We start from the raw sequence: 24,189 nt of genomic DNA, 5'->3' as shown, positions 1-24,189 counted from the left end.
CGTCGTCCTCAGTCGCGCGGCCGGCGCCGGGTGGGGAAACCAGACATCAGGGCATCGAATTCCGTCGCATGCGGATCGACCTCGATGCCCTTGTCGGTGATGCGGTATTCGCGCAGCTCGTTGCTGTGGTCCGTGCCGCGCACTTTCACCACCGTCATGAACTTGCAGACGTGTCCCTCGATTTCGGCGAAGCGCATCGACAGCACGGCGTCGGCCAGGAAGCACAGGTTGTCGATCGAGAAGCGCCAGTTCGGCGTATTGTCCTCGTAGCCGACGGTGACGATGGCGGTGACGCCGCGCCGCGCCAGCAGCGACAGCGTGCGGAGCACGGACAGACGCAGGTCGTAGCGGAATTCCGGCGCGAGGTACAGGCCGATCTCCGACAGCGAATCGATCACGACGCGCGTCGCGCCCGTGCGCTCGATCGCCTCCGTCAGCTGGTCCAGCAATTCCTCGACCGTGAGCGACAGCGACAGCGATTGCAGCACCGTCACCTGGCCGCCCTGCACGAGCTTGATCAGTTCCGCGTTGTGCAGGCGCGCCGTGTGTTTTTCGAAGAACACGGCGACGCCCTTCTCGCCCCGCGCCGCCCCGGCCTGCAGGAAGCGCGTGCCGAGGATCGTCTTGCCGATCCCCGTGGGGCCGGAAACGAGCATCGTGTGGCCCTGCGGCAGGCCGCCGTGCAGCATGTCGTCCAGGCCCGCGACGCCGGTCGGAATGCGGGCCGGATCGGCGGCGATGGTCAGGTAGGCCTCGGGCTGCGGCGTGAGCAGGCGCGGGTAGACGCGGATGCCGTCGTCCGTGATGCGCAAGGTGTGCGCGCCCGCCATGTGGGCCTGGCCGCGCATCTTGACGATGCGGATCTTGCGTACCACCGCGTCCTCGTCCAGGTTGTGCGACAGCGCGATCATGCCGTCGGCCACCGTGATGATCGGATTGGCCTCGACGTCGGCCTGGCTGTACTCGCCGATCAGGAACGTGGTCGCCTGCCACGTGGCCATGCGCGAACCCAGCTCCTGGACGAAGTGCTGCAGGTCCCACAGGCCCTCGTTGCCGCTGCGCGCCGTCTGCACGACGGAGCGGAACGAATCGACGAACACGAGGCTCGGGCCGAAGTCCTCCACTTCGCGCATGATCCGTTCCAGCACGCCGCTGAAATCGCCGGCGCGCAGGTCGTCGGCCAGGTTAACGTAGCGGACGGCGGGCCCGACCTTGTCCATGTCGAAGAACGAGAACTGCTGCTGGTAGCGCAGCATCTTCAGCGGCGGTTCGCCCAGCACCGTGAAGAACAGCGCGCGCCGCCGTTCGCTCGCGAGCGCGAACATGATCTGGTGCGCGAGCGTCGTCTTGCCGCTGCCGGGCGCGCCCGCGATCAGCGTGAACGAAAACTCGGTCAGGCCGCCGCCCAGAAGCACATCGAGCCCTGGCACACCGGTGCTCAGTTTTTCCAGGGTTACTTTTCCGCTCATTGCTTGTGCTCCTCTTGATTCTTTTGCGGCGTGCCGTCCGCACCGGTTTCGGACAGCAGCCGTGCCGTCAACGCGGGGCCGATGAGGGTCCCCAGCTGCCGTACGAACAGACCCATCAATTCATCGTGTGTCGCGGCCGCTTCCTGGGGGTCCGCCGCCGCCAGGTCTCGCTCGAGAGCGGTCAGCAGCAGCGTGCTCGTGCGGCGCGTGGCGTCGACGCTGAGCCACGCCCGCGGCGGCGCCAGCAGGCGCGCCGAGCGCGTGAACAACGCGACGAAACCGCCTTCGCCGATCAGTGGCACCAGTTGCCGGCCCAGGCGCGACCAGGGCCGGATCAGCGGCGCGGCATGATCGGCGGGAGCCGGTTGCGCTCGGTTTTCGTCTTTATCCATGCAGGGGTGGTGTCGGGGTTGTCATGCCATGCGGCGTGGCCTCGGCTTGGCACGTCCGTTCTACCGATTATAGCGTGAATGTAAGGTCAATTTTTTTAATAGAGTGTCAATACGGACAATGTGCGACACGCGGTGCTACCATCGCGTTTTTGTATCAGTCATGAGCCGTTCACCATGTTTTTCCGTACCTGTGCCGCTTCCCTGCTCCTCGCCGCCACCTGCGCCGCGCACGCCCAGTCCGCCCCGCCCGTGGCCGAGGCACCGCTGCGCGCCCATCTGTCCTTCCTCGCCGACGACCTGCTGGAAGGCCGCGGCACGGGCCAGCGCGGCGGCGAACTCACCGTGCGCTACCTCGAGACCCAGGCCGCCGTGCTCGGCCTGAAGCCGCTGGCGGACGGCGGCTACCGCCAGAAAGTCGAACTGGTCGGCCAGAAGACGCTGCCCGGCAGCACGCTCCGTTTCGTGGCCGGCGGCCGGGTGCTGCCCGTCACGTTCGGCCATGACGTCGTGTTCGGCAACGCCAACGGCAGCGCGGCCACGCGCGTGTCGGCGCCCCTCGTGTTCGTCGGCTACGGCATCGACGCGCCCGACGAACGCTGGAACGATTTCCTCGGCGCCGACGTGAAGGGCAAGGTGCTCGTCGCGATGGTCAACGATCCGCAGCCGACCGGGGCGGAGCCGGACCGCTTCGGCGGCAAGTCGCTCACGTGGTACGGCCGCTGGACCTATAAATTCGAGGAAGCGGTGCGCCAGGGCGCGGCCGGCATCCTGCTGATCCACACGACACCGTCCGCGTCGTATCCGTGGAGCGTCCCCCTCAACAGCTTCTCGCACGAGCAATTCCACCTGGCGGGCAAAGGCAACGCGCTGCAGGGCTGGATCAGCGAAGACATGGCGCGGACACTGCTCGCGGCCAGCGGCCAGGACCTCGACCGCCTGCGCGCCGCCGCCGAAGTGCGCGGCTTCAGGCCGGTGCCGCTCGCGGCCAGCGTCGAGGCCGACGTGAAGAGCGCCGTGCGCACTGTCGTCGAGTACAACGTGGCCGGCATCGTGCCCGGCACCGATCCGAAGCTGCGCGACCAGGCCGTGATCTATTCCGCGCACTGGGACCACCTGGGCATCGACCCGGACAACGGCAAGCCGGACCACATCTGGAACGGCGCCATCGACAACGGCTCCGGCACCGCGGCCCTGCTCGCGATGGCGCAGGCGGCCGTCAAGCGTCCGGCCAGGCGCACGCAGATCTTCCTGTGGCCGTGCGCGGAAGAACAGGGCCTGCTGGGCAGCCTGGCGTACGTGCGCCATCCCGTGTGGCCGCTGGCGAAGACCGCGGCGGACCTGAACCTGGACAGCATGAACTTCGTCGGCCGCACGCGCGATATGGGCGTGGCCGGCGCCGAGCGCAGCTCGCTGTACGCGACGTCCGCCACGGTCGCGAAGGCGATGGGCCTGAGCCTGGCCGCACCGGTGCCGGACCTCGGCGGCGCCTACTTCCGCGCCGACCACTTCAACTTCGCCAAGGCCGGCGTCCCCGCGTTCAACGTCGGCTCGGCCGTGTTCTCGGGCGACGGCCATTTCGATTTCGAGCACGACCAGTCCGCGGAAGGCGCGAAGATGCGCGCGTTCACGAAGGACTACCACCAGGTCAGCGACCAGTACGATCCGGCCTGGGACTTGTCCGGCATGGTGCAGCAGGCGCAGTTCACCCTGAACCTCGGCTATGCGGTCGCGAATGCGCCGACGATGCCGACCTGGAAGGCGGGCGAGGCGTACGGCAAGGTAAAGCGTTGAAGGGTTACCAAAATGCGACTGGCCTGCCGTGGTATGGCCGGGTAATATCGCGAGTTGAGGCAATACCCCGCCTCCGCTCACGACACCTCGACCACAGGACCACCATGAAGCAGACCTTGCTCGCCGCCGCCCTTTCCCTCGCCCTGTCCGCGCAGTTCGCGCCGGTCGCCGCCATCGCCGCACCCGCCGCCACGAAAACGGCGTCGAAAGCCGATGCGCGTTTCCAGGCCATCTACAAGGCCGAGTGGCACTGGCGGATCAAGCAGCGGATCGCATGGGACGAGGACGAGCCGCGCGACGTCCGCGACGCGCTGCCGAAGGTCGACGCGCGCACGCAGGCGGCGCGCCTGGCGATGTGGGAAGGCGTGCTGCGCCAGCTGGACGGCATCCGCGCGGCGGACCTCTCGCGCGCCGAGCAGATCAACTATGCCGTGTACCGCGCGCAGATCGCCGCATTCGTCGCCGCGCAGCGCTTCCGCGAATACGAGCAGCCCGTGAACGCGGACAGCGCGTTCTGGTCCGACATCGCCTACATCGCGCGCCGTCCCTTGAAAAATGCGGAGGAATACCGCGCCTATCTCGCCCAGCTGGCCGACCTGCCCCGCTACTTCGGCGAAGAACTGGACAATATGCGGGCCGGTCTCGCGCGCGGCTTCACGCCGCCGCAGGTGACGCTGGCCGGCCGCGATGCGCCGCTGCTGAACATCGTCAACGCGAAGTCGCCGGAAGAGACGGTGTGGTACACGCCGTTCAAGGAGATGCCGGCGACGATCCCGATGGACGAGCAGACGCGCCTGCGCACGCAGGGCATCGCGCTGATCGACAGTGCCGTGAAACCCGCGTACGCGCAAGCCCTGCAATTCTTCCGCGACGAGTACGTGCCGAACGCGCGCACGACGCTGGCGGCGGAGCGCCTGCCGGACGGGAAGGCGTACTACCAGTCGAAGATCGTCGAGTACACGACCACGGACATGACGGCGCAGCAGATCCACGAGATCGGCCTGTCCGAGATGGCGCAGATCCGCGCCGAAATGCAGGAGACGATGGTCAAGGCCGGCTTCAAGGGCGACCTGCCCGCCTTCCTCGCTTTCCTGCGCAGCGATCCGCAGTTCTATGCGAAGACGCCGGAAGAACTCTTGAAAAGCGCCGCGTGGATTTCCAAGAAATTCGACGGCAAGGCCGACCAGTACTTCGGCTACCTGCCGCGCCGCCGCTTCGCCATCGTGCCGGTGCCGCCGGACCAGGCGCCGTACTACACGTCGGCGCGCGGCGGCCCGGGCATCTACCTCGTCAACACGTACAACCTGCCGGCGCGCGCGCTGTACAGCCTCCCCGCGCTGACCTTGCACGAATCGGCACCAGGCCACGCGTTCCAGATGCCGGTGGCGCTGGAACAGCAGGGCGTGCCGCCATTCCGCCGCGCGTACATTTCCGCGTACGGCGAAGGCTGGGCGCTGTATTGCGAGCGCCTGGGCAGCGAGATGGGGATGTACGAGACGCCGTACGAAACGTTCGGCATGCTGAGCTACCAGGCGTGGCGCGCGAGCCGCCTCGTCGTCGACACGGGCATCCACGCGCTGGGCTGGACGCGCGAACAGGCGCAGGCCTACCTGCACGACAACACGGCGCTGTCGGACCACGAGATCCAGACGGAGGTCGACCGCTACATTTCCTGGCCGGGGCAGGCGCTGTCGTACTACCTGGGCGAGATGGCGATCGTCGAGTCGCGCCGGAAGGCCGAGGCGGCGCTGGGCGACAGGTTCGACATCCGCGCGTTCCACGACACGGTGCTGCAGCTCGGGGCCGTGCCGCTGCCCGTGCTGAAGGCGCGGATCGATACGTTCATCGCGGGCGGCGGGAAGTCGCCCTACCCACCGTCAAAATAACCGCTAACTGATGCGCTTCGTGGGCTCGAGGAGCCCACCCTACTACGATTCGCTACCCACCGTCAAAATAACCGCTAACTGATGCGCTTCGTGGGCTCGGGGAGCCCACTCTACGATTCGCCGAAAGCCGTAGGGTGGGCACCCCGTGCCCACGCGAATGCCGGAATACCGTTACCGTATGCACCCCGTGCCCACGCGAACGCCGGAATACCGTTACCGTATGCACCCCGTGCCCACGCGAACGCCGGAATACCGTTACGGTGTGCACCCCGTGCCCACGCGAACGCCGGAATACCGTTACGGTGTGCACCCCGCGCCCACGCGAACGTCAGAACAACTTCAGCTTCAACTGCACCGAGATACCGCCGTACAGGCGATCCTTGTACGACGGGATCACGCCGACATTCACGCCCACGCGTTGATACTCGTACGTGAACGTGGGCACAATGGCCGGGAACCAGCCGCGGTCGCGCATCTTCGGGTACCCGTCGAACATCGCGATCGCCGCGCCGAGGCGCACGGGGCCCAGCGCATACGGCTGCCACAGCACACCCGCGTAATTCGAATAATAGCGGTCGCTGTTGACGAAGCGCCCCGCCGCCGCGGCCATCGTGCCGCAGAAACGGTATTCGAACCCGAGGCCGCGGTTGCCGCCGTTGAGGTTCTTGTCGCGGTCGAAGTGGTACGTCGCGAAGCCGCTGTCGATCCACAGTTCGCTCTTCGGACCGGCGTCGATCTTCGTGAACAGGTCGTCGGCATGGGCGCCGGTGCCGAGCAGCGCCAGCAAGGCGAAAAGACAACGCGTTTTCAATCGTCGGCCTTCGGATCGAGATCGGGGAACATCACTTCCGTAAAACCGAAGCGGGTAAAGTCGCGGATCCGCATCGGGTACAGGATGCCCAGCAGGTGGTCCACCTCGTGCTGCACGACGCGCGCGTGAAAACCGTCCACGTCGCGGCTGATCGGCTTGCCGTACTGGTCGACGCCCTCGTAATGCAGGCGCGTGTAGCGCGGCACGCTGCCGCGCAGGCCCGGCACCGACAAACAGCCTTCGAAGCCCTCTTCCATTTCTTCCGACAGAGGCTTGAGCACCGGGTTGATCAGCACTGTCTCCGGCACGGCGGGCGCGTCCGGGTAGCGCTGGTTTTTGCCGAAGCCAAAGATCACCAGCTGCAGGTTGACGCCGATCTGCGGCGCGGCCAGGCCAGCGCCGTCGACGGCGTGCATCGTCTCGAACATGTCGGCAACAAGTGCGTGCAGTTCGGGCGTGTCGAACGCGCGCACGGGCTCCGCCACGCGCAGCAGGCGCGGGTCGCCCATTTTGAGGATCTCGCGGATCGTCATTTCGGCAGGTCCGCGCACAGGTGCGTGAGGAATTCGCGGTAGCCTTCGGCCGTCTCGGGGTGCTTCATGCCGATGGCGGCCGTCGCCTTCAGGTAGCCCAGCTTGGAACCGCAGTCGTAGCGCGTGCCGGCATAGCGGTACGCGAGCACGCGTTCGCGCGACATCAGCGACGCGATGCCGTCGGTCAGCTGGATTTCGCCGCCGGCGCCGGTCCCCAGGTTTTCCAGGTGTTCGAAGATGGCGCCGGACAGCACGTAGCGGCCCACGACGGCCAGGGTCGACGGCGCATCCTCGGGCTTCGGTTTCTCGATGATCCCGGACACGAGCTCCAGGTCCGGACGGTAGGCGCGCGCGCTGACGATGCCGTACTGGCGCGTGTTCGCGCGCGGCACGTCCTGTACGGCGAGCACGCTGCACTTCTCGTACGCGTACAGGTCCGTCATCTGCGCGAGCACCGGCTTGTGGCCGTCGGCCGTGTCCATGAAGTCGTCCGCGAGCAGCACCGCGAACGGCTCGTTGCCGATCACGGGACGGGCGCACAGCACGGCATGGCCCAGGCCCAGCGCGGCCGGCTGGCGGATGTAGATGCAGTTGACGTTCTTCGGAATGACCTGCTGCACGAGCTTCAGCAGTTCCTGCTTGCCGGCCGCTTCCAGTTCCGATTCCAGCTCGTAGGCCTTGTCGAAATGATCTTCGATGGCGCGCTTGTTGCGGCCCGTGATGAACACGAGTTCCGTGATGCCGGCGGCCACCGCTTCCTCGACCGCGTACTGGATCAGCGGCTTGTCGACGATGGGCAGCATTTCCTTCGGCTGCGCCTTGGTGGCCGGCAGGAAGCGGCTACCAAGGCCTGCGACCGGGAATACGGCTTTCTTGATTGCGGTCATTGTGAAGCTCCGTTTGATGATTGAGTTGAATTCTGTGCGCCCAGCAGGGCCAGCAGGCCCGCCTCGTCCAGCACGGTCACGCCGAGCTGCTCGGCCTTTTCCAGCTTGCTGCCCGCTTCCGCGCCCGCGACGACGTACGACGTCTTCTTCGACACCGACCCGGACACCTTGCCGCCCGCCTGTTCGATCAGGGCGCCCGCGGCATCGCGCGACATCGTCGGCAACGTCCCGGTCAGCACGAACGTCTTGCCGGCCAGCGGACCGGCCGCGTCGACGGCATCCTGCGGCAGCAGCGCCAGCAGCTCGGTGCGCAGCGCCGCCAGCGCGGCCAGCATCGCGCGGTTGCCCGGCACCGCCATCCACTGCTCCAGCGCCGTGACGACGCCTTCCGGCAGGCCGAACACGCTGAATATCTTCAGGTGCGCGAGGTCGTCCAGCGTGCGGCCGTCGGCCAGCAGCTGGCGCGCGCGCGGCTCCGTCAGTTTCGGGATCCCGAGCGCGGCCAGCAGGCCCACGTCATCGAGTTTTTCGCGCAGCTGCGCGCGCGGCGGATGCTCGCCCTGCGGCGCGACGCCGGCGGCCAGCAAATCGTTCAGCGCCTGCTGGTTCTTCTCTTCCGCGAAGAAGTCGGCGATCGCTTCCGCGACCGTGCCGCCGATGTCGGGCAGTACGCGCAGCAGCGCGGCCGACGCACGGCGCACGAGCGCCAGGCTGCCGAGCCAGTCGGCCAGCGTCTTGGCCGTCGACTCGCCCACGTGGCGGATGCCCAGCGCGAACAGCAGCCGCTCCAGCGGCGGATGCTTGCTGGCGGCGATGGCGGCCAGCAGGTTGTCCGCCCACTTCGTCGCGACCTTGCCCTGCTTGACCGTCTCCGGCGTCGTGCCGTCGCGCTCGTCCGCGAGGCGCTTCATCTTCAGCAGGTCGTCCAGGGTGAGGCGATACAGGTCGGCCACGCCGCGGATCAAATTCGCTTCCACGAGGCTGTCGATATAGCGGTCGCCCAGCCCTTCGATGTCCATCATGCGGCGGCCCGCGAAATGGCGGATCGCTTCCTTGCGCTGCGCGGCGCACGTCAGCCCGCCGGAGCAGCGCGCAACGGCCTCGCCCTCTTCGCGCACGACGTGCGAGCCGCACACGGGGCACGTCTTCGGCAGTTCGTACACGGGCGGTACCGGCGTCGGGCGGCGTTCCAGCACGACGGACAGTACCTCGGGAATGACGTCGCCCGCGCGGCGCACGACGACCGTGTCGCCCACGCGCACGTCCTTGCGGCGCACCTCGTCCTCGTTGTGCAAGGTCGCATTCGTGACGGTCACGCCGCCGACCGAGACGGGCACGAGGCGCGCCACCGGCGTGATCGCGCCGGTGCGGCCCACCTGCACGTCGATGGCGGACACCGTCGTCAGCGCCTCCTCGGCGGGGAATTTATGCGCAAGCGCGAAACGGGGCGCGCGCGAGACGAAACCCAGCTCGCGCTGGTCCGACAAGCGGTCGACCTTGTACACGACGCCGTCGATCTCGTACGGCAGCGACTTGCGGCGCGCGCCGATGTCGTGGAAGTAGCCCAGCAGGCCTTCGCATCCGGTGACCACCGCGCGTTCCTTCGACACGGGGAGACCAAGCTGGTCGAGCCAGTCCAGTGCCTTCGAATGCGATTCCGGCAGCGGCGCGCCTTCGAGCAGGCCGATGCCGTACGCGAAGAAGCGCAGGCGGCGCTGCGCCGTGATGCGCGCGTCGAGCTGGCGCAGGCTGCCCGCGGCCGCGTTGCGCGGGTTCGCGAATTCCTTCTGGCCCGCGTCGCGCTGGCGCTGGTTCAGGCGTTCGAAGTCTTCCTTGAACATCAGGACTTCGCCGCGCACTTCCAGCACGGCCGGAATATCGTCGCCGCGCAGGCGCAGCGGGATCACCTTCACCGTGCGGATATTGGCGGTGACGTCCTCGCCCGTGTAGCCGTCGCCGCGCGTGGCGGCCTGCACGAACACGCCGTTCTCGTAGCGCAGGCTCATCGCGAGGCCGTCGAATTTCAGCTCGGCCGCATACTGCACCTGCGCGTGGCCGAGGCCATCGCGCACGCGGCGGTCGAAGTTGTCGATGTCTTCATCGGAAAAGCCGTTGTTCAGCGACAGCATGGGCACCGCATGCGTGACCTGCCTGAATTCCGGGATCGGCGCGGCGCCCACGCGCGACGTCGGCGAATCCACCGACACGGCTTCGGGATGCTGCGCCTCCAGCGCCTGCAGTTCGCGGAACAGCTTGTCGTACTCGGCGTCGGGAATCGTCGGCGCGTCGAGCACGTGGTAGTTGTAGATGTGGTGGTTCAGTTCCTTGACGAGCCACGCCATCCGTTCCAGGTCGGCCATGCTCACCTCAGCTGAACAGGCGCAGCGCGCGGGTGGAACCGGCGGCGACGTCGGCCGTGTCCATCTCCTGGTAGAACTCGCGCACCTGGCCCGCGATCTCTTCCAGCGCCGCATCCGTCAGCGGCTGGTCGAAGTCGTCGACGATGGCAGCATCCAGGCGCTGCTCGAGGTCCTTCGCGCAGGCGACCATCTTGCCGAAACCGTCGCGGGCCGGGGGCACGCACGGCACGTCCAGCAGCAGGGTCAGGCGCGACGTCGTATCGGCGCCCAGCGTGACGTTCGTGGACAGCGTGAACAGGGTGCCGCCGCCCTCCTCTTTATCCAGCATGACGAACTTGCCGTCCGGGCGCACGTCGAAGGCTGCGTTTTCCAGCGCGCCGATCAACGTGGCCATTGCCCACGGCGCGCCTTTGGACGCGAGGTTCACGCCCAGTTGCGCATCGTGGCCGGCGACGAAGCGGTGCAGCGTCTTCGCTTCGCTCATCACTTCGATCATGTCCGGCACTTCCGGCTCGGCGCCAATCTCGTCGGCGACGGCGCGCAGGCGCGTGACCATCTCCGAGTACTCCAGCTCGTTCAGCGCCGTCGTGCGCGTGGCCAACTGGACGCCGGCCTGCAGCTTCGTGTACACGCCGCCGTGCACGATCGGTTCCCAGTCGCCGTTCACCGCGAGGCCGACGAAGTGCACGGGCTTGTTGCCGACGCGGCGCAGTTTCAGCAGCGCGGGCAGGATGCGGTCGCCGCGCAGCGGGCCTTCCGAATTCAGCGGGATCAGGCAGTCGATCAGCGGGTCGACGAGGTTCTCGGCCAGTTGCGCGGGCGGTGTATCCGGCTTCACGGCCGGCAGCTCGGCGGCCGGGTCGAGCGCGGCCGCGGCCGCGGGCACCGGCGCGGCCGCAGGTGTGGGGCCCGGCGCGGCGTGCTGGAACGGCTCGGCGACGATGCCCGGCTCGATCAGCACGTCGTGATCCGGCACGGGGCCGCCGTCCAGCACGGGCTCGTGCCGCTGGACGTGCGGTTCCGCGCGCTCGCTCGAGCCGCCCTTCATCAGCACGTCGTCGTGGTCGTGCGAAAACGCGCGCTCGACGCTCTTGCGGGCCTTGTACTCCTGCCACTTGTTGTAACTAATGACGCCGACGACGAAGACGCCGCCGGCCGCGATCAGGCTCATTTGAAAGTCTGTCATGCTGCTTGTGCCTCAGTAGCGAAATTCGCGGCGGACTCCATGTCCACCGCCACGATGCGCGACACGCCCTGCTCCTGCATCGTCACACCGATCAGTTGGTTGGCCATCTCCATCGCGATCTTGTTGTGCGAGATGAAGAGGAATTGGGTATGGTCCGACATGCGCTTCACCATGCGGCAGAAGCGCTCGGTATTGGCGTCGTCCAGCGGCGCGTCGACCTCGTCGAGGAGGCAGAACGGCGCCGGGTTCAGGCGGAACATCGAGAACACGAGCGCCGTCGCCGTCAGCGCCTTCTCGCCGCCGGACAGCAGATGGATCGTCGCGTTCTTCTTGCCGGGCGGCTGGGCCATCACCTGCACGCCCGAGTCGAGGATTTCGTCCCCCGTCATCACGAGCTTGGCCTGGCCGCCGCCGAACAGGATCGGAAACAGTTCCGAGAAATGCAGGTTGACGCGGTCGAACGTGTCCTGCAGCAGGTCGCGCGATTCGCGGTCGATGCGGGAGATCGCGCCTTCCAGCGTGCCGATCGCCTCCAGCAGGTCGTTGTTCTGCGCGTCGAGGAAGCGCTTTCTCTCCGTCGCCTGCGCCAGCTCTTCCACTGCCGCGAGGTTGACGGCACCGAGCGACACGATGGCATTCGTCAGGCGCGTGACCTCGCCCTGCAGGTACGACGGTTTCAGCTCGGGGTCGAGCTTTTCGGACAGCGCGGCCTCGTCGGCGCCCGTGGCCGACAACGCTTCCGCGAACTGTTCCTGGTTCAGGCGCGCGGCCTGTTCCTTCAGCTGCATCTCGGTGATGCGCTCGCGCTGCGGCTGCAGGCCGCGCTCCGCCGCCATGCGGGCTTCTTCCGCCGCACGCAGCTGCTGCGTGAGCTGGTCCAGTTCGTGGCGCGCATCGGAAAGCAGCCGTTCCTGCTCCGTGCGCCTTGCCAGCAGGCCTTGCAGGCCTTCCGCCGCCGCGCCGGATTCCAGCGCTTCCAGCTCCAGCTTGCCGGCTGCGATGCTTTCCAGGACTTGCTGCGCCTGCTGCTGGGCGGTGGCGATCGTGCGGCGGAGTTCCTCGATGCGCGTGCGCTGCGTCTTTTCCGCGAACACGGCTTCCTGCGCCGCGCGTTCGAGGTCGCGCAGTCGGTTGCGCGCTTCGGCAAGGATCCGCTCCTGTTCCTCGAACTCGACCTGGCCGTCTTCGTGCGCGCCCTGCAGTTCGGCGAGTTCCATGTCCAGCTCTTCGAACTGCGCTTCCGCCTCGGCCTTCGCCTGTCTCTGCTCCGCTTCCTGCGCGGCGATCTCGTCGAGGTCCGCCGCGATCTGGCCGCTCCTCTGGTTGAAGCGCGCCTCGACCTCGGCCTGTTTCACCACGTCGATCTGCAGCGCATGCACGTCGCGCTGCAAGGTCGCGACTTTCTGGCGGCCGTCCTGCAGGCGGCGCTGCAGGTCGGACACCGCCGCGTCGGCGCGCGCGGCGCGCGTGCGGGCCTCGTCCAGCAGCAGCGCCTGCGCGCGCAACTGTTTGCCGATGTTGTCGATCTCGTGCTGGCGCGCGAGCACGCCGTCCTGCTCGGCGTCCGCCGCGTAGAAGCGCACGCTCGACGCGGTGACCATGTGGCCTTGCGGCGTGACGAAGCAGCCGCCCTGTGGGAGCCTCCCACGCTGCGCGAGCGCCGTGCCCGGATCGTCGGCCACGTAGACGCCTGTCAGCCAGTCGTCCAGCAGGCCGCGCAGGCCCGGGTCGTTCAGCTTGAGGAGACTCGCGAACGGTTTCAGGCCGTGATGATCCTGCGCGCCCGCGCTGCCCGGTGCCGGCGAATACAGCGCCATGCGGGCCGGCGGCGCATCGCCGAAGAAGCCGCGCGCCCAGTCGAGGTTCGACACTTCCAGCGCGCCCGTGCGCTCGCGCAGCACGGATTCCAGCGCCGTCTCCCAGCCCGTCTCGATGTCGAGCTTCTGCCACAGGCGCGGCAGTTTATCCAGTTCGTGCTTCTGCAGCCACGGCTGGACTTTACCTTGCGTCTGCACGCGTTCCTGCAGCTGGCGCAGCGCGGTCAAGCGCGCTTCCAGCCTGGCGTTGGAGGCGGCCTCCTGCTGGACCTGCGCATGCGCGTCGCGCCGCTCCTGCTCGACGGCTTCCTGGCGGCTCGCCGCCTCTTCCAGCATCAGGTTCTGTTCTTCCAGCTGCAGCTGCTTTTCTTCCAGCTGCATGCGCAGGTTGTCGAGGTGGCCGGCGTCCGGCAGATTGAGTCCGCCGCGCTCCTGCTGCAGGCGCTCGCGCCGCGTGGCCAGGCTCGCGAGGATGTTCGACGCATTGCGCTGGTGCGCGGACGACAGCTCGATGCGCTGCTGGATCTGCATGATGCGGGCGCGCGACTCGGTCGACCTGTTCTGCGCGTCGCGCCACGCCGCTTCCAGGTCGGGCAGGCGTTCGTTCTGCGCCTCCGCCGCGATCTGCGCGCCTTCCACGCGCGCCGCCAGTTCTTCCAGGCGGAACTCGGCTTCCTCGATCTGCTCCTGCGTCTCGCCCGCCTGGTTCAGCCACTGCTCGCGCTGGGCCGTGAGCGTCCCGATCTGGTTCTGCAGGCGCGTGCGCGACTCGACGACGAACTTGATCTGCGCTTCCAGGCTGCCGATCTCGGAATTGGTCTGGTACAGCGCGCCCTGCGCCACGTGCAGGCGGTCGCCCGTCTCGTAGTGCGCCTGGCGCATGCGTTCCAGCTCGAGCTCCAGGTTGCGCAGCTGCGCGTTCTGGGATTCGAGTCCGGTCTGCGCCTGCTCCATCTCCTGGAACCAGCGCAGCTGCTCGGCCCTGGCCTCGTTGCGGCGCAGGAGCCAGAGCAGTTTCTGCTTCTCTTCCTGGTCGGCCTGCAGCTGGTGGAAACGGTTGGCGACGGCGGCCTGCGCCTCCAGCTTTTCGAGATTCGCGTTCAGCTCGCGCAGGATGTCCTCGACGCGCAGCAGGTTCTCGCGCGTGTCGGACAGCCGGTTTTCCGTCTCGCGCCGGCGCTCCTTGTATTTCGAGACGCCGGCCGCTTCCTCCAGGAACACGCGCAGCTCTTCCGGGCGCGATTCGATGATGCGCGAGATCATGCCCTGGCCGATGATGGCGTAGGCGCGGGGCCCCAAGCCCGTGCCGAGGAAGATGTCCTGGATGTCGCGCCGGCGCACGGGCTGGCCGTTGATGTAATAGGTCGACGTGCCGTCGCGCGTGAGCGTGCGCTTGACGGCGATCTCGGCGTACTGGCTCCACTGCCCGGCCGCCTTGCCGGCACTGTTGTCGAACACGAGTTCGACAGACGCGCGCCCGGCCGGCTTGCGGTTGGTGGAACCGTTGAAGATCACGTCCTGCATCGATTCGCCGCGCAGCTCGGACGCTTTCGATTCGCCCAGCACCCACCGTACGGCATCGATGATGTTCGATTTGCCGCATCCGTTCGGGCCGACCACGCCGACCAGTTGCCCCGGCACCTGGAAATTGGTGGGATCGACGAAAGACTTAAATCCCGACAATTTGATGGAGGATAGACGCACGTTCGCTTACGGTAGGGGGAGAAGTCGATAAAGGCTGCATCATACCATCTGCGCCTTGCTTTTCGGCCAAGTTTTAGCCGTCGTGCGCGCGGGTTCAGGTGCAGAGGACGGCAAAACGGAGCCGGTCCGGGGCGCATGGCGGGACGTACGGCCCCTGCGCCGGCTGCCAGTCGTTGCGCAGGTAGACCCGGTCGCGCCCGGACAGCTTCAGCGCGACGGCCGTCAGCCATTGGTGGGAGTAGGCGGGATCGGCGCGCGGCAACAGGATCGTCGCCGCGAGCAGGCCCGCCAGCAGCGGCTGCGGCGAGCAGTCCTGCGCGGCGCGCGCGTGCGCGAGGAACAGCGCGGCCGCCGCCAGGCCGAGTACGCAACCGGACAGGGCTTCGCTGGCGGAATGGGCGCCGACCTGCACCCGGGCCAGCGCCACCGCGACGGCGAGCAGGCCGCCCACGGCCACGGCGCCCCGGCGCAGGCGCGGCGAACCGCGCTCCACCAGCAGGAACAAGGCGACGGGAAACACGGTCGCGGCCCGGGCCGCATGGCCGGAACAGCCCGTGAACGACAACGACCGGATCCCGACGCCCCAGCCGATGAACGCCACCTGGCTCGCGGCCGCCACGAACATGGCACCACCGAACACGGCGCACCAGACGAGCGCCAGCCGCCAGCAGCGCGCGCCGACGAGCCAGGCCGCCACGCCGACGGCGAGCAGCGCCGTGACGTTGAGGCCGCCCAGCGCCGAGAGATGGGACCACCAGAGCATGTTGGATTCGGTGATGGATGACGACGCTCGACTATAACCCGGTCACGCGACCGATACCAACACGTTGGATGGGCACGCCGTGCCCACGCGTGACGCATGCGGCGTCCCGGCGTTCGCGCGGGCTCGGGGAGCCCGCCCTACGTCACGGCAACGGCCGAGATATTCGAATCGTTGACGGCCCCTTGGGCCATTGCGTCGGAGAGCACCTGCCCGACGACGCCGTCGATGGCGAGCACGCGCGCGCTGCCGTCGTTCAGGACCGCGGCCAGCTTGTCGGCCGGCAGCGAGAACGCTTCGCGCCGCCCGGCGCCGGAGAAGATGAACAGCGTGCGCAGCGGGCTCACCCACGCCAGCTTGACCTTGCGCGCGCCTTCGCCCGTGCGGAATTCCAGCCACATGCCGCGCTCCAGGCCGTCGACGGCGGACACCTTGGCCACCCGCGCCGCCGCCTGTTCCGCGGCCGCGTTTTCCATCTCGATTTTGCGCAGCGCATCCTGCTGGGCCGCCTGCGTGGCCAGTTCCAGCTGGCGCTCCGGCGACAGCTCGATGGGCGCGCGCACGATGGCAGCATGGTATTCGGCCAGGCGGGCGAAGAATTGCAGGCGCTCGGCGTCCTGCCACTTGATCGCATCGAGCCACTTGTTCAGCGTCTGCAGCAGACGCGGCAGCCGGGCGATCAGGGCCTTGCGCTGCTCCGGCGTGGCCTTCGGCTTGACGCTCCAGATCAGGTCGTCCATGGCCCGGGTGGCGTTGTCGACGGCGCCCGGGCGCGCATCCTCGATCGTCCACGCGAACGTCAGCACGGTCGTCCAGCGCTGCTCGAGGAAGCCGCTGACGACCTCGTCGACGTCGCCGGCCTGCACCCGCAGGGCGATGGCGTCGCGGGCCTGGCGCGCCGCGACCTCGTGCTTTTCCCGTTTCAGCGCGCTGGCGACCGGTGCGGCGAGCGCGGCTACCTGGGCCGACTCGTCGGCGGCGATGCCCGCTTCCAGCTCGGCGACGGCATTCGCGAACGCCTCCGGCCGCGCCTCGCCCACGCGTGCGACGCTGCGCCGCATCGCCTGGAACAGCGGGTCGTCCGCATCGTCTCTCTGCTCCCAGCCGACGCGCGACATCAGGTCGACAAGGCGGCGCGCCGGATGGTCTTGCTCGAAGAAGAAATTGTTGTCGAGCAGAGCGGCCTTCAGCACGGGCACCTGCAGGAGTTGCAGCAGTTCGCGCGTGCGCGGCGGGATACTGTCGTCCAGCAACACGGTCTCGAACACACGCGACAGCAGGTCCAGCGTACGTTCGTCGCGGCGCGGCAGGCTGCCCTGGGGCAGGCTCTGCTTCAGGCGCGGCAGGTAGAACACGTTATGCGGCGTGGCGGCCGCTTGCGTTCCTTGCGCCGGCGCCGGCTCGATGCGCGCCAGCAGGTCCATCAGCGGCGCCGTGCCGCCGGATTGCGCCAGCATGCCTTGCAGGGCGGCCGACCAGCCGGACTCGGCCTGCCCCGTTCCCGCTGCGAAGCCGGCGCCGGGTTGGGCTGCCGCACCGGACGGGGCGATGAAGCCAGCCGCCGGTTGTGCAGCCCGGTCCTTGACCGGCGTCGCCGCGAACGTCCCCGCTCCGCTCGGCCGCCAGCCGCCGCCGCTGGACGGCAAGGCGGGCAGGTCGGGAATCAGCGGGACGCCATCCTCGCCGCCATCGTCGCCGAACAGCTTGCGCAACTGCTCCGCAAGGGCGGCGCGCTGGGCGGCGCGGGCCGCCTTCGCGGCGGCGCCGCCATCCGTCTTCTGGATGCGGTAAGCCCCCACGGAACCCGGCTGGCCCTCCTTGCGCAGCGCGGCGACGAGGGAGTCGTACAGCGGGGCGAGGTCGAACACGATGTCCGGCCGCAGCAGGGGCTGGATGAGGCCATGGACATCCGTTTCCGGTTCGAATTCACGCCACGCCTCGTCGAGCGCGCCGAGGAAGATCTCGGGACGGAAGGGATTGCTGTCCGCGCGCAGCACGCCGCGTCCGAGCAGCATGCCGAGGCGGACGGCCAGCGTGGCGAGCGGGTCGGCGTACCGGATGTCGAAGGGTCGGGCCAGCGCGCCCAGTGCGAGGCGGCTGTCGACCTCTTCCAGCGGCACGAGGTCCAACGACGCCGCCGTCATGCGCATCGGCGCGGCCCGCGGCGCCAGGCGGTCGAGCTCGCGCCGCACCGCCAGGGCGGTCGCGCCGGATGCCAGGTGGAAGAAGGCGTACGCATTGTCCTTCAGCAGGCGGGCCGCCTTCACGCGCCGCTGGACGTCCTGCGGGTCGCCGTTGTGACGGGTCAGGTCGCCCAGTGCCGCGGCCATGCGGGCCGTCATCGCGGTCAGTTGCTCCTTGACCCAGGTGTCTGCGATACCGGCGAGCGCATCCAGCGTCGCCTGCTGCGACGACGCGGCCTTGCGGGCGGCCGGGGTCTGGACGGGGCTGGAAGACATGGTTGTTCTATTGTGGCACATAATTTCCAAGTGGCAATTAAAATCGATCGGCCAGCGCCACGTCCAGGAAAATGCTTATGCTATTGAAGAGACCATAGATCGACAAAAAACGCTATGCCGCGTCGCAAGATACGATTGCCGGCGAATAAGAATATGCAAAATACGTGTTAGCGAAGAAAATTATTGCTAGCGTAATGCCTGTAGTCCTACAAGTGGTCAAGAGGTGATCCGATACCCGTTCAATTGTCGCGCTCGCATCATTGCAATACCGAAATCGCTTCGGTAAGCAGGACATCTCCACTCTCGAAAGGAATGATCATGGCTTCGAACAAGAATTCTTCGCGCTCGGGTAACCAGGGCGGCTCCCACGAACAACACGTCAAGGCTGGCCAGCAAAGCCACAAGAACGACGGCAACAAGCAGTCGGGCTCCGGTTCGGGCTCGCGTTCGGGCGGCTCGGGCGGCACCCGCGGCGGCACCCCGGAGCAGCATGCCGAGGCTGGCCGTCAAAGCCACAAGAACGACAACAAGCGCTGATTGCAGCGCTTTCCGGAAGGTCGAAAGAGCCTGGCGCGGGACGACCGCGACAGGCTCTTTGTTTATCAGATGTTGCGCAGGTACGAGCCCTTGGGCGGCGCGAAATCGCGCACCTCGTCGATCATGCCCGCCGCCTTGGCGTCGCGCGCGTTCAGGTGCAGGTCGCCGTACTGGTGGATGCCCCACTGTTCGGGCGTCAGCTCGATGTGCTTGCGCAGGATGGATTCCGTGCGCGCATCGTCGGCGCGCAGGCCCTCGACGATGATGTTCAGCGCATCCGGACGCGAGCCGGGCGAAGCTGTCGCATGCGACTTGTGGATCATGAAGCGCGCCGTCTCGCTCGCATAGCGCTGCTGGCCCGCCAGGAACAGGATCACCGCGATCGACGCGACGGCGCCGCCGTTGTACATGACGCAATTGACGGGGGCATTGGCCAGGAAGTTGTACAGGCACAGGCCGTCGCTGACATAGCCCCCGTTCGACTGCAGGAGGATGTGCGCCGTCTCGATGCCGTCGTCGTTCATGCCGGCCACTGCCTCGAAGACACGATGCACCATGTCGCTGTTCACGTCGCCGGACAGGGTGAACCACCCTACTTTCTGTTTTCCAGGATCTTCGCTCATAGTGGGTCTCTTCCGTCAGAAAGGTCGTAGAGCAAGTGTAACAAAACACGTCCGCATGTCCGTGGTGCCCCATGGCAATCGTGTGAGGCCTCCCCCGGCCGATTGACTTCCCGTCACCACTGACATAGACTTCGCAGTCTTGACCGGGAGAGCGCAGCGCAGGCTGCCGCCGAAGGGGCATTACCCAAAAACTCTCAGGCAACCGGACCGGTCAGGGGCTGCTGCGCAACGCGCAGTGGACCAACTCTGGAGAGCGGCCTTCACCGGCCCACCGAAGGGGCAGGCGACAACACCTTGTCGCTATCTCTCAGGTACCGAGGACAGAGGGGTGCGAGAGCATGCGGGCATCCGCATGCGCGAACCCATTTTCTGCCGAGGAACCATCCATGACGCTCAAAGCGACCCCGCTCAATTCCGTACACCGTGCCGCCGGCGCCAAGATGGTCGACTTCGGCGGCTGGGACATGCCCGTCAACTACGGCTCCCAGATCGAAGAACACAATGCCGTGCGCGGCGATGCCGGCATGTTCGACGTGTCGCACATGTGCGTGGTCGACCTGAAAGGCGCGAACGTGCGCGCCTTCCTGCGCGGCCTGCTGGCCAACAACGTCGACAAGCTGCAGGCACCGGGCAAGGCCCTGTACTCGTGCATGCTGAACCCGCAGGGCGGCGTCATCGACGACCTGATCGTCTACTACTTCGCCGAAGACTGGTTCCGCCTCGTCGTCAACGCCGGCACGGCCGAGAAGGACATCGCCTGGATCAGCCAGCAGAACGACGCCACCAATAGCGGCCTGACGATCACCCCGCGCCGCGCCGACCTGAGCGCCGACGGCATCGCCCTCGTCGCCGTGCAGGGCCCGAACGCCCGCGCGAAAACGTGGCAGGTCGTGCCGCAGACGCAGGCCCCGTCGGAAGGCCTGAAGCCGTTCAACGCCGTGATCGTGCACGACACCCCGTTCGGCGAACTGATGGTCGCGCGCACCGGCTATACGGGCGAAGACGGGTTCGAGATCGGCGTGCCGGCCAGCCAGGTCGAGGCGCTGTGGAACGCCCTCGCCGCCGCCGGCGTCAAGCCGGCCGGCCTCGGCGCACGCGACACGCTGCGCCTGGAAGCGGGCATGAATCTGTACGGCCAGGACATGGACGACAACGTCTCGCCGCTGGACGCCGGCCTCGCCTGGACCGTCGACCTCAACGCCGAGCGCGACTTCATCGGCAAATCCGCCCTGCGGAAAAACGGCCAGACGCAGCAATTCGTCGGCCTGATCCTGCGCGAAAAAGGCGGCATCCTGCGCGCCCACCAGAAAGTCGTGGCCGCATCCGGCAATGCCGGCGAAATCACGAGCGGCACGTTCAGCCCGTCGATGCAGCAGGCGATCGCGCTCGCGCGCGTGCCGGTCGACGTCGCCATCGGCGACACAGTCCACGTGGAAATCCGCGACAAAAAACTGGCGGCATCCGTCGTCAAACTGCCGTTCGTGCGTAACGGCAAGATCCTCGCGTCCTGAACAAACAACACTATACTTACCGCACCATCCATCACTACGGAGTTACGCACATGAACATCCCAGCCGACCTGAAGTACACCGAGTCCCACGAGTGGGTCCGCCAGGAGGCCGACGGCACCCTGACCGTGGGCATCACCGAATACGCGCAGGACGCCCTGGGCGACATCGTGTTCGTCGAACTGCCGCAGGTCGGCAAGGCCTTCACCGCCGGCGATGACGCCGCCGTCGTCGAGTCCGTCAAGGCCGCCAGCGACATCTACGCCCCGGTCTCGGGCACCGTCACCGCGGTGAACCAGGCCACGGCCGACGCGCCGGACTCGATCAACGCGAACGCCTACGATGCGTGGCTGTTCAAGCTGCAGCCGTCGGATCCGGCCGCCGTCAATGGCCTGCTGGATGCGGCTGCTTACGGCAAGGCCACCGAAGGCTGATTTGATTGACCGTCATTCCCGCGGAGGCGGGAATCCAAGTTCGAGCTGCCGCGCACGCTGAACTTGGGCCCCCGCCTGCGCGGGGGCGACGGAGTGGTACCTCACGCGCCGACTTTTTTTCGTCCCCCATCATGACCCGCACCAGCCTGACCCAACTCGAAGCACGCGATGGCTTCATCCCGCGCCACATCGGCCCGTCCGCATCCGAACAGGCGGCCATGCTGTCCGTCCTCGGCTACGCCTCGCGTGCCGAGCTGATCGACGCCGTCGTTCCCGCCAACATCCGCCGCAAGGACAAGCTGGACCTGGGCCAGTTCTTCGAGCCGCTGCCCGAGCAGGCCGCACTCGCGAAGCTGAAAGGCATCGCGGTGCAGAACAAGGTCATGAAGTCGCTGATCGGCCAGGGCTACTACGGCACCCACACGCCGCCCGTCATCCTGCGCAACATCTTCGAAAACCCGGCCTGGTACACCGCGTACACGCCGTACCAGCCGGAGATCTCGCAGGGCCGCCTGGAAGCCATCCTGAACTTCCAGCAGGTCATCACCGACCTGACCGGCATGGGCATCGCCAACGCGTCGATGCTGGACGAAGGCACGGCCGCGGCCGAGGCGATGACGCTGATCCAGCGCGTCGGCAAGTCGCCATCGAAAGTGTTCTACGTCGCCGACGACGTGCTGCCGCAGACGCTGGAAGTCGTGCAGACCCGCGCGCTGCCGATCGGCGTCGAAGTGCGCACCGTCGCCGCCGGCGATATCGAGAACCTCGCCGAATCCTGCTTCGGCGTCCTGCTGCAATACCCGGGCGTGAACGGCGACGTGCGCGACTACCGCGCCGCCGTCGAGAAGCTGCATGCGGCCGGCGCGATGGTCGTCGTCGCGGCCGACCTGCTGGCGCTGACCGTCCTCGCGCCACCGGGCGAATGGGGCGCCGACGTCGTCGTTGGCAACAGCCAGCGCTTCGGCGTGCCGCTCGGCTTCGGCGGCCCGCACGCGGGCTACCTGGCCACGCGCGACGAGTACAAGCGCAGCATGGCGGGCCGCTTGGCCGGCGTCACCATCGACGCCCAGGGCAACCCCGCGTTCCGCCTCGCGCTGCAAACGCGCGAACAGCACATCCGCCGCGAAAAAGCGACGTCGAACATCTGCACGGCGCAGGTCCTGCTGGCCGTGATGGCCTCGATGTACGCCGTCTACCACGGCCCGCAAGGCCTGGAACAGATCGCCCGCCGCGTGCACCGCTACACGGGCATCCTCGCCACCGCGCTGAAGGGCCTCGGCTTCCAGCTGGCCAATGAATCGTATTTCGACACGATCACCGTCATCGCCGACAACGCCGACGAGATCCACCGCGTGGCGAACGACCACGGCGTCAACCTGCGCCGCATCGATGCGCGCCACGTGGGCATCTCGCTGGACGAGACGATAGGCCGCGACGACATCGCCCTGCTGGTAAAAATCTTCGGCGGCGCCGACGTCGATTTCGACACGCTGGACAAGGACGCGCAGGACGCCTACCCGGCCGCGCTGGCCCGCACGAGCGCCTACCTGACGCACCCGACGTTCAACCGCTACCACGCCGAGCACGAGATGCTGCGCTACCTGCGCGCACTGGCCGACAAGGACCTGGCGCTCGACCGCACGATGATCCCGCTGGGTTCGTGCACGATGAAGCTGAACGCGACGTCCGAGATGATCCCGGTGACGTGGCCGGAATTCTCGAACATCCACCCGTTCGCGCCGGATGAGCAGACCGTCGGCTACCGCGAGATGATCGGCCAGCTGGAAGCGATGCTGTGCGCCGTCACGGGCTACGCCGGCGTGTCGCTGCAGCCGAACGCCGGCTCGCAGGGCGAGTACGCGGGCCTGCTGATCATCCAGAAGTACCACCAGTCGCGCGGCGAAGGCCACCGCAACATCTGCCTGATCCCGTCGTCGGCGCACGGCACCAACCCGGCGTCGGCCAACATGGTGGGCATGAAGGTCGTCGTGACCGCGTGCGACGCCAACGGCAACGTGGACCTCGCCGACCTGAAGAAGAAGGCCGAGGAACACAGCGCCAACCTGGCGTGCGTGATGGTCACCTACCCGTCCACGCACGGCGTGTTCGAGGAAGGCATCAAGGAACTGTGCGAGATCGTGCACGCGCACGGCGGCCAGGTGTATGTCGACGGCGCCAACATGAACGCGCTGGTGGGCGTCGCCGGTCCGGGCCTGTTCGGCGGCGACGTCAGCCACCTGAACCTGCACAAGACCTTCTGCATCCCGCACGGCGGCGGCGGTCCCGGCGTCGGTCCGGTGGCCGTGGCCGAACACCTCGTGCCGTTCCTGCCGAACCAGGCCTCGACGGGTTACCAGCGGAACGAAGCCGGCATCGGCGCCGTCAGCTCGGCCGCCTACGGCTCCGCATCGATCCTGCCGATCTCGTGGATGTACATCGCGATGATGGGCGCGGAAGGCCTGACGGCGGCGACGGAGACGGCGATCCTGAACGCCAACTACATCGCGCGCCGCCTGGCGCCGCACTACCCGGTGCTGTACACGGGCCACGACGGCCTCGTCGCGCACGAGTGCATCATCGACCTGCGTCCGCTGCAGGATGCCACCGGCATCAGCAACGAAGACGTGGCCAAGCGCCTGATGGACTTCGGCTTCCACGCGCCGACCATGAGCTTCCCGGTGCCGGGCACGCTGATGATCGAGCCGACCGAGTCGGAATCGAAGGCGGAGCTGGACCGCTTCATCGAAGCGATGATCTGCATCCACGCGGAGATCGTGAAAGTGGAGCGCGGCGAGTACGACCGCATGGACAACCCGCTGAAGGGCGCGCCGCACACCGCGGAAGTCGTCACGTCGGACGACTGGCAGCACACCTATTCGCGCGAAGTGGCCGCCTTCCCGGTGCCGTCGCTGCGCAAGAAGAAGTACTGGCCGCCGGTCGGCCGCGCGGATAACGCGTATGGTGACCGTAACCTGTTCTGCGGCTGCGCCCCCATCGAAGACTACGAGTGAGACGGTACGCGTGGGCGGCGG

Annotated in this window: 17 protein-coding genes and 2 riboswitches; of the genes, 6 read left to right on the top strand and 11 right to left on the bottom strand. The window is 67.4% G+C overall.

The window, feature by feature from the left end; genetic code table 11:
- Window positions 1-8: 8 nt before the first annotated feature.
- The gene (locus ACL58G_RS16670; protein ID WP_440962500.1) at window positions 9-1,469 is read right to left on the bottom strand and encodes an RAD55 family ATPase; all 1,461 of its coding nucleotides are present in this window, start codon (window positions 1,467-1,469) and stop codon (window positions 9-11) included.
- Entirely contained in the window at window positions 1,466-1,861 is a 396-nt protein-coding gene (locus ACL58G_RS16665; RefSeq protein ID WP_413385307.1) for a hypothetical protein, read from the bottom strand. Before ACL58G_RS16665 ends, ACL58G_RS16670 begins: the two co-directional genes overlap by 4 nt.
- Window positions 1,862-2,035: 174 nt before the next feature.
- Here ACL58G_RS16665 and ACL58G_RS16660 point away from each other — a divergent pair, with 174 nt between their 5' ends.
- Window positions 2,036-3,652, top strand: a complete 1,617-nt coding sequence (locus ACL58G_RS16660; RefSeq protein WP_440962499.1) for a M28 family peptidase — start codon at window positions 2,036-2,038, stop codon at window positions 3,650-3,652.
- Window positions 3,653-3,756: 104 nt separating this feature from the next.
- Window positions 3,757-5,538, top strand: coding sequence for a DUF885 domain-containing protein (locus ACL58G_RS16655; protein WP_440962498.1), 1,782 nt, complete (start codon window positions 3,757-3,759; stop codon window positions 5,536-5,538).
- A 328-nt stretch (window positions 5,539-5,866) separates the two neighbouring features.
- Here the strand turns inward: ACL58G_RS16655 and ACL58G_RS16650 are convergent, their stop codons facing one another.
- The 8 genes from ACL58G_RS16650 to ACL58G_RS16615 form a co-directional block, all read right to left on the bottom strand.
- The gene (locus tag ACL58G_RS16650) at window positions 5,867-6,349 is read right to left on the bottom strand and encodes a hypothetical protein (protein WP_440962497.1); all 483 of its coding nucleotides are present in this window, start codon (window positions 6,347-6,349) and stop codon (window positions 5,867-5,869) included.
- Window positions 6,346-6,882 (bottom strand): peptide deformylase, encoded by a 537-nt coding sequence (gene def, locus ACL58G_RS16645; protein WP_413385298.1) that lies wholly within the window; start codon window positions 6,880-6,882, stop codon window positions 6,346-6,348. Before def ends, ACL58G_RS16650 begins: the two co-directional genes overlap by 4 nt.
- Window positions 6,879-7,769 (bottom strand): UTP--glucose-1-phosphate uridylyltransferase GalU, encoded by an 891-nt coding sequence (gene galU, locus ACL58G_RS16640; protein ID WP_413342295.1) that lies wholly within the window; start codon window positions 7,767-7,769, stop codon window positions 6,879-6,881. Before galU ends, def begins: the two co-directional genes overlap by 4 nt.
- Window positions 7,766-10,129 (bottom strand): NAD-dependent DNA ligase LigA, encoded by a 2,364-nt coding sequence (gene ligA, locus ACL58G_RS16635; protein WP_440962496.1) that lies wholly within the window; start codon window positions 10,127-10,129, stop codon window positions 7,766-7,768. The genes galU and ligA overlap by 4 nt, the downstream gene beginning before the upstream one ends.
- A gap of 7 nt (window positions 10,130-10,136) precedes the next feature.
- Entirely contained in the window at window positions 10,137-11,315 is a 1,179-nt protein-coding gene (locus ACL58G_RS16630; RefSeq protein WP_440962495.1) for a cell division protein ZipA C-terminal FtsZ-binding domain-containing protein, read from the bottom strand.
- Window positions 11,312-14,836 (bottom strand): chromosome segregation protein SMC, encoded by a 3,525-nt coding sequence (smc, locus tag ACL58G_RS16625; RefSeq protein ID WP_440962494.1) that lies wholly within the window; start codon window positions 14,834-14,836, stop codon window positions 11,312-11,314. Before smc ends, ACL58G_RS16630 begins: the two co-directional genes overlap by 4 nt.
- 94 nt (window positions 14,837-14,930) lie before the next feature.
- The gene (locus ACL58G_RS16620; protein WP_440962493.1) at window positions 14,931-15,599 is read right to left on the bottom strand and encodes a phosphatase PAP2 family protein; all 669 of its coding nucleotides are present in this window, start codon (window positions 15,597-15,599) and stop codon (window positions 14,931-14,933) included.
- A 137-nt stretch (window positions 15,600-15,736) separates the two neighbouring features.
- Complete coding sequence (locus tag ACL58G_RS16615; RefSeq protein WP_440962492.1) at window positions 15,737-18,055, bottom strand: DUF1631 family protein; 2,319 nt, start codon at window positions 18,053-18,055, stop codon at window positions 15,737-15,739.
- A gap of 318 nt (window positions 18,056-18,373) precedes the next feature.
- On the opposite strand from ACL58G_RS16615, the gene ACL58G_RS16610 reads away from it, so the two are divergent.
- Entirely contained in the window at window positions 18,374-18,592 is a 219-nt protein-coding gene (locus tag ACL58G_RS16610; protein ID WP_056135972.1) for a hypothetical protein, read from the top strand.
- Between the two features lie 65 nt (window positions 18,593-18,657).
- On the opposite strand, the gene ACL58G_RS16605 is transcribed toward ACL58G_RS16610, so the two are convergent.
- A complete protein-coding gene (locus tag ACL58G_RS16605; RefSeq protein WP_413385285.1) occupies window positions 18,658-19,215 on the bottom strand; it encodes an ATP-dependent Clp protease proteolytic subunit in 558 nt (185 codons plus the stop codon).
- 134 nt (window positions 19,216-19,349) lie between these two features.
- Window positions 19,350-19,435, top strand: a riboswitch (glycine riboswitch).
- Between the two features lie 16 nt (window positions 19,436-19,451).
- Window positions 19,452-19,549: riboswitch (glycine riboswitch) on the top strand.
- 52 nt (window positions 19,550-19,601) lie between these two features.
- On the opposite strand from ACL58G_RS16605, the gene gcvT reads away from it, so the two are divergent.
- From gcvT to gcvP, 3 genes are all read left to right on the top strand, one after another.
- The gene (gcvT, locus tag ACL58G_RS16600) at window positions 19,602-20,726 is read left to right on the top strand and encodes a glycine cleavage system aminomethyltransferase GcvT (RefSeq protein WP_440962491.1); all 1,125 of its coding nucleotides are present in this window, start codon (window positions 19,602-19,604) and stop codon (window positions 20,724-20,726) included.
- Between the two features lie 50 nt (window positions 20,727-20,776).
- Entirely contained in the window at window positions 20,777-21,157 is a 381-nt protein-coding gene (gcvH, locus tag ACL58G_RS16595; RefSeq protein ID WP_036228522.1) for a glycine cleavage system protein GcvH, read from the top strand.
- Between the two features lie 131 nt (window positions 21,158-21,288).
- Window positions 21,289-24,168 (top strand): aminomethyl-transferring glycine dehydrogenase, encoded by a 2,880-nt coding sequence (gene gcvP / locus ACL58G_RS16590; RefSeq protein WP_440962490.1) that lies wholly within the window; start codon window positions 21,289-21,291, stop codon window positions 24,166-24,168.
- Window positions 24,169-24,189: the final 21 nt, after the last annotated feature.

This window comes from Massilia sp. GER05, from assembly GCF_052056005.1.
Classification (GTDB): Bacteria; Pseudomonadota; Gammaproteobacteria; order Burkholderiales; family Burkholderiaceae_D; genus Telluria; species Telluria orientalis.
This window is presented reverse-complemented; position numbering and strand designations above follow the sequence as displayed.

What these genes read in the sequence shown, in the direction of transcription:
- ACL58G_RS16660 (WP_440962499.1), top strand. Translation starts at nt 2,036, where the DNA reads ATGTTTTTCCGTACCTGTGCCGCTTCCCTGCTCCTCGCCGCCACCTGC.
- ACL58G_RS16615 (WP_440962492.1), bottom strand. Translation starts at nt 18,055, where the DNA reads ATGTCTTCCAGCCCCGTCCAGACCCCGGCCGCCCGCAAGGCCGCGTCG.
- ACL58G_RS16630 (WP_440962495.1), bottom strand. Translation starts at nt 11,315, where the DNA reads ATGACAGACTTTCAAATGAGCCTGATCGCGGCCGGCGGCGTCTTCGTC.
- ACL58G_RS16605 (WP_413385285.1), bottom strand. Translation starts at nt 19,215, where the DNA reads ATGAGCGAAGATCCTGGAAAACAGAAAGTAGGGTGGTTCACCCTGTCC.
- ACL58G_RS16670 (WP_440962500.1), bottom strand. Translation starts at nt 1,469, where the DNA reads ATGAGCGGAAAAGTAACCCTGGAAAAACTGAGCACCGGTGTGCCAGGG.
- gcvT (WP_440962491.1), top strand. Translation starts at nt 19,602, where the DNA reads ATGACGCTCAAAGCGACCCCGCTCAATTCCGTACACCGTGCCGCCGGC.
- gcvH (WP_036228522.1), top strand. Translation starts at nt 20,777, where the DNA reads ATGAACATCCCAGCCGACCTGAAGTACACCGAGTCCCACGAGTGGGTC.
- ligA (WP_440962496.1), bottom strand. Translation starts at nt 10,129, where the DNA reads ATGGCCGACCTGGAACGGATGGCGTGGCTCGTCAAGGAACTGAACCAC.
- def (WP_413385298.1), bottom strand. Translation starts at nt 6,882, where the DNA reads ATGACGATCCGCGAGATCCTCAAAATGGGCGACCCGCGCCTGCTGCGC.
- ACL58G_RS16610 (WP_056135972.1), top strand. Translation starts at nt 18,374, where the DNA reads ATGGCTTCGAACAAGAATTCTTCGCGCTCGGGTAACCAGGGCGGCTCC.
- ACL58G_RS16655 (WP_440962498.1), top strand. Translation starts at nt 3,757, where the DNA reads ATGAAGCAGACCTTGCTCGCCGCCGCCCTTTCCCTCGCCCTGTCCGCG.
- gcvP (WP_440962490.1), top strand. Translation starts at nt 21,289, where the DNA reads ATGACCCGCACCAGCCTGACCCAACTCGAAGCACGCGATGGCTTCATC.
- ACL58G_RS16620 (WP_440962493.1), bottom strand. Translation starts at nt 15,599, where the DNA reads ATGCTCTGGTGGTCCCATCTCTCGGCGCTGGGCGGCCTCAACGTCACG.
- ACL58G_RS16665 (WP_413385307.1), bottom strand. Translation starts at nt 1,861, where the DNA reads ATGGATAAAGACGAAAACCGAGCGCAACCGGCTCCCGCCGATCATGCC.
- galU (WP_413342295.1), bottom strand. Translation starts at nt 7,769, where the DNA reads ATGACCGCAATCAAGAAAGCCGTATTCCCGGTCGCAGGCCTTGGTAGC.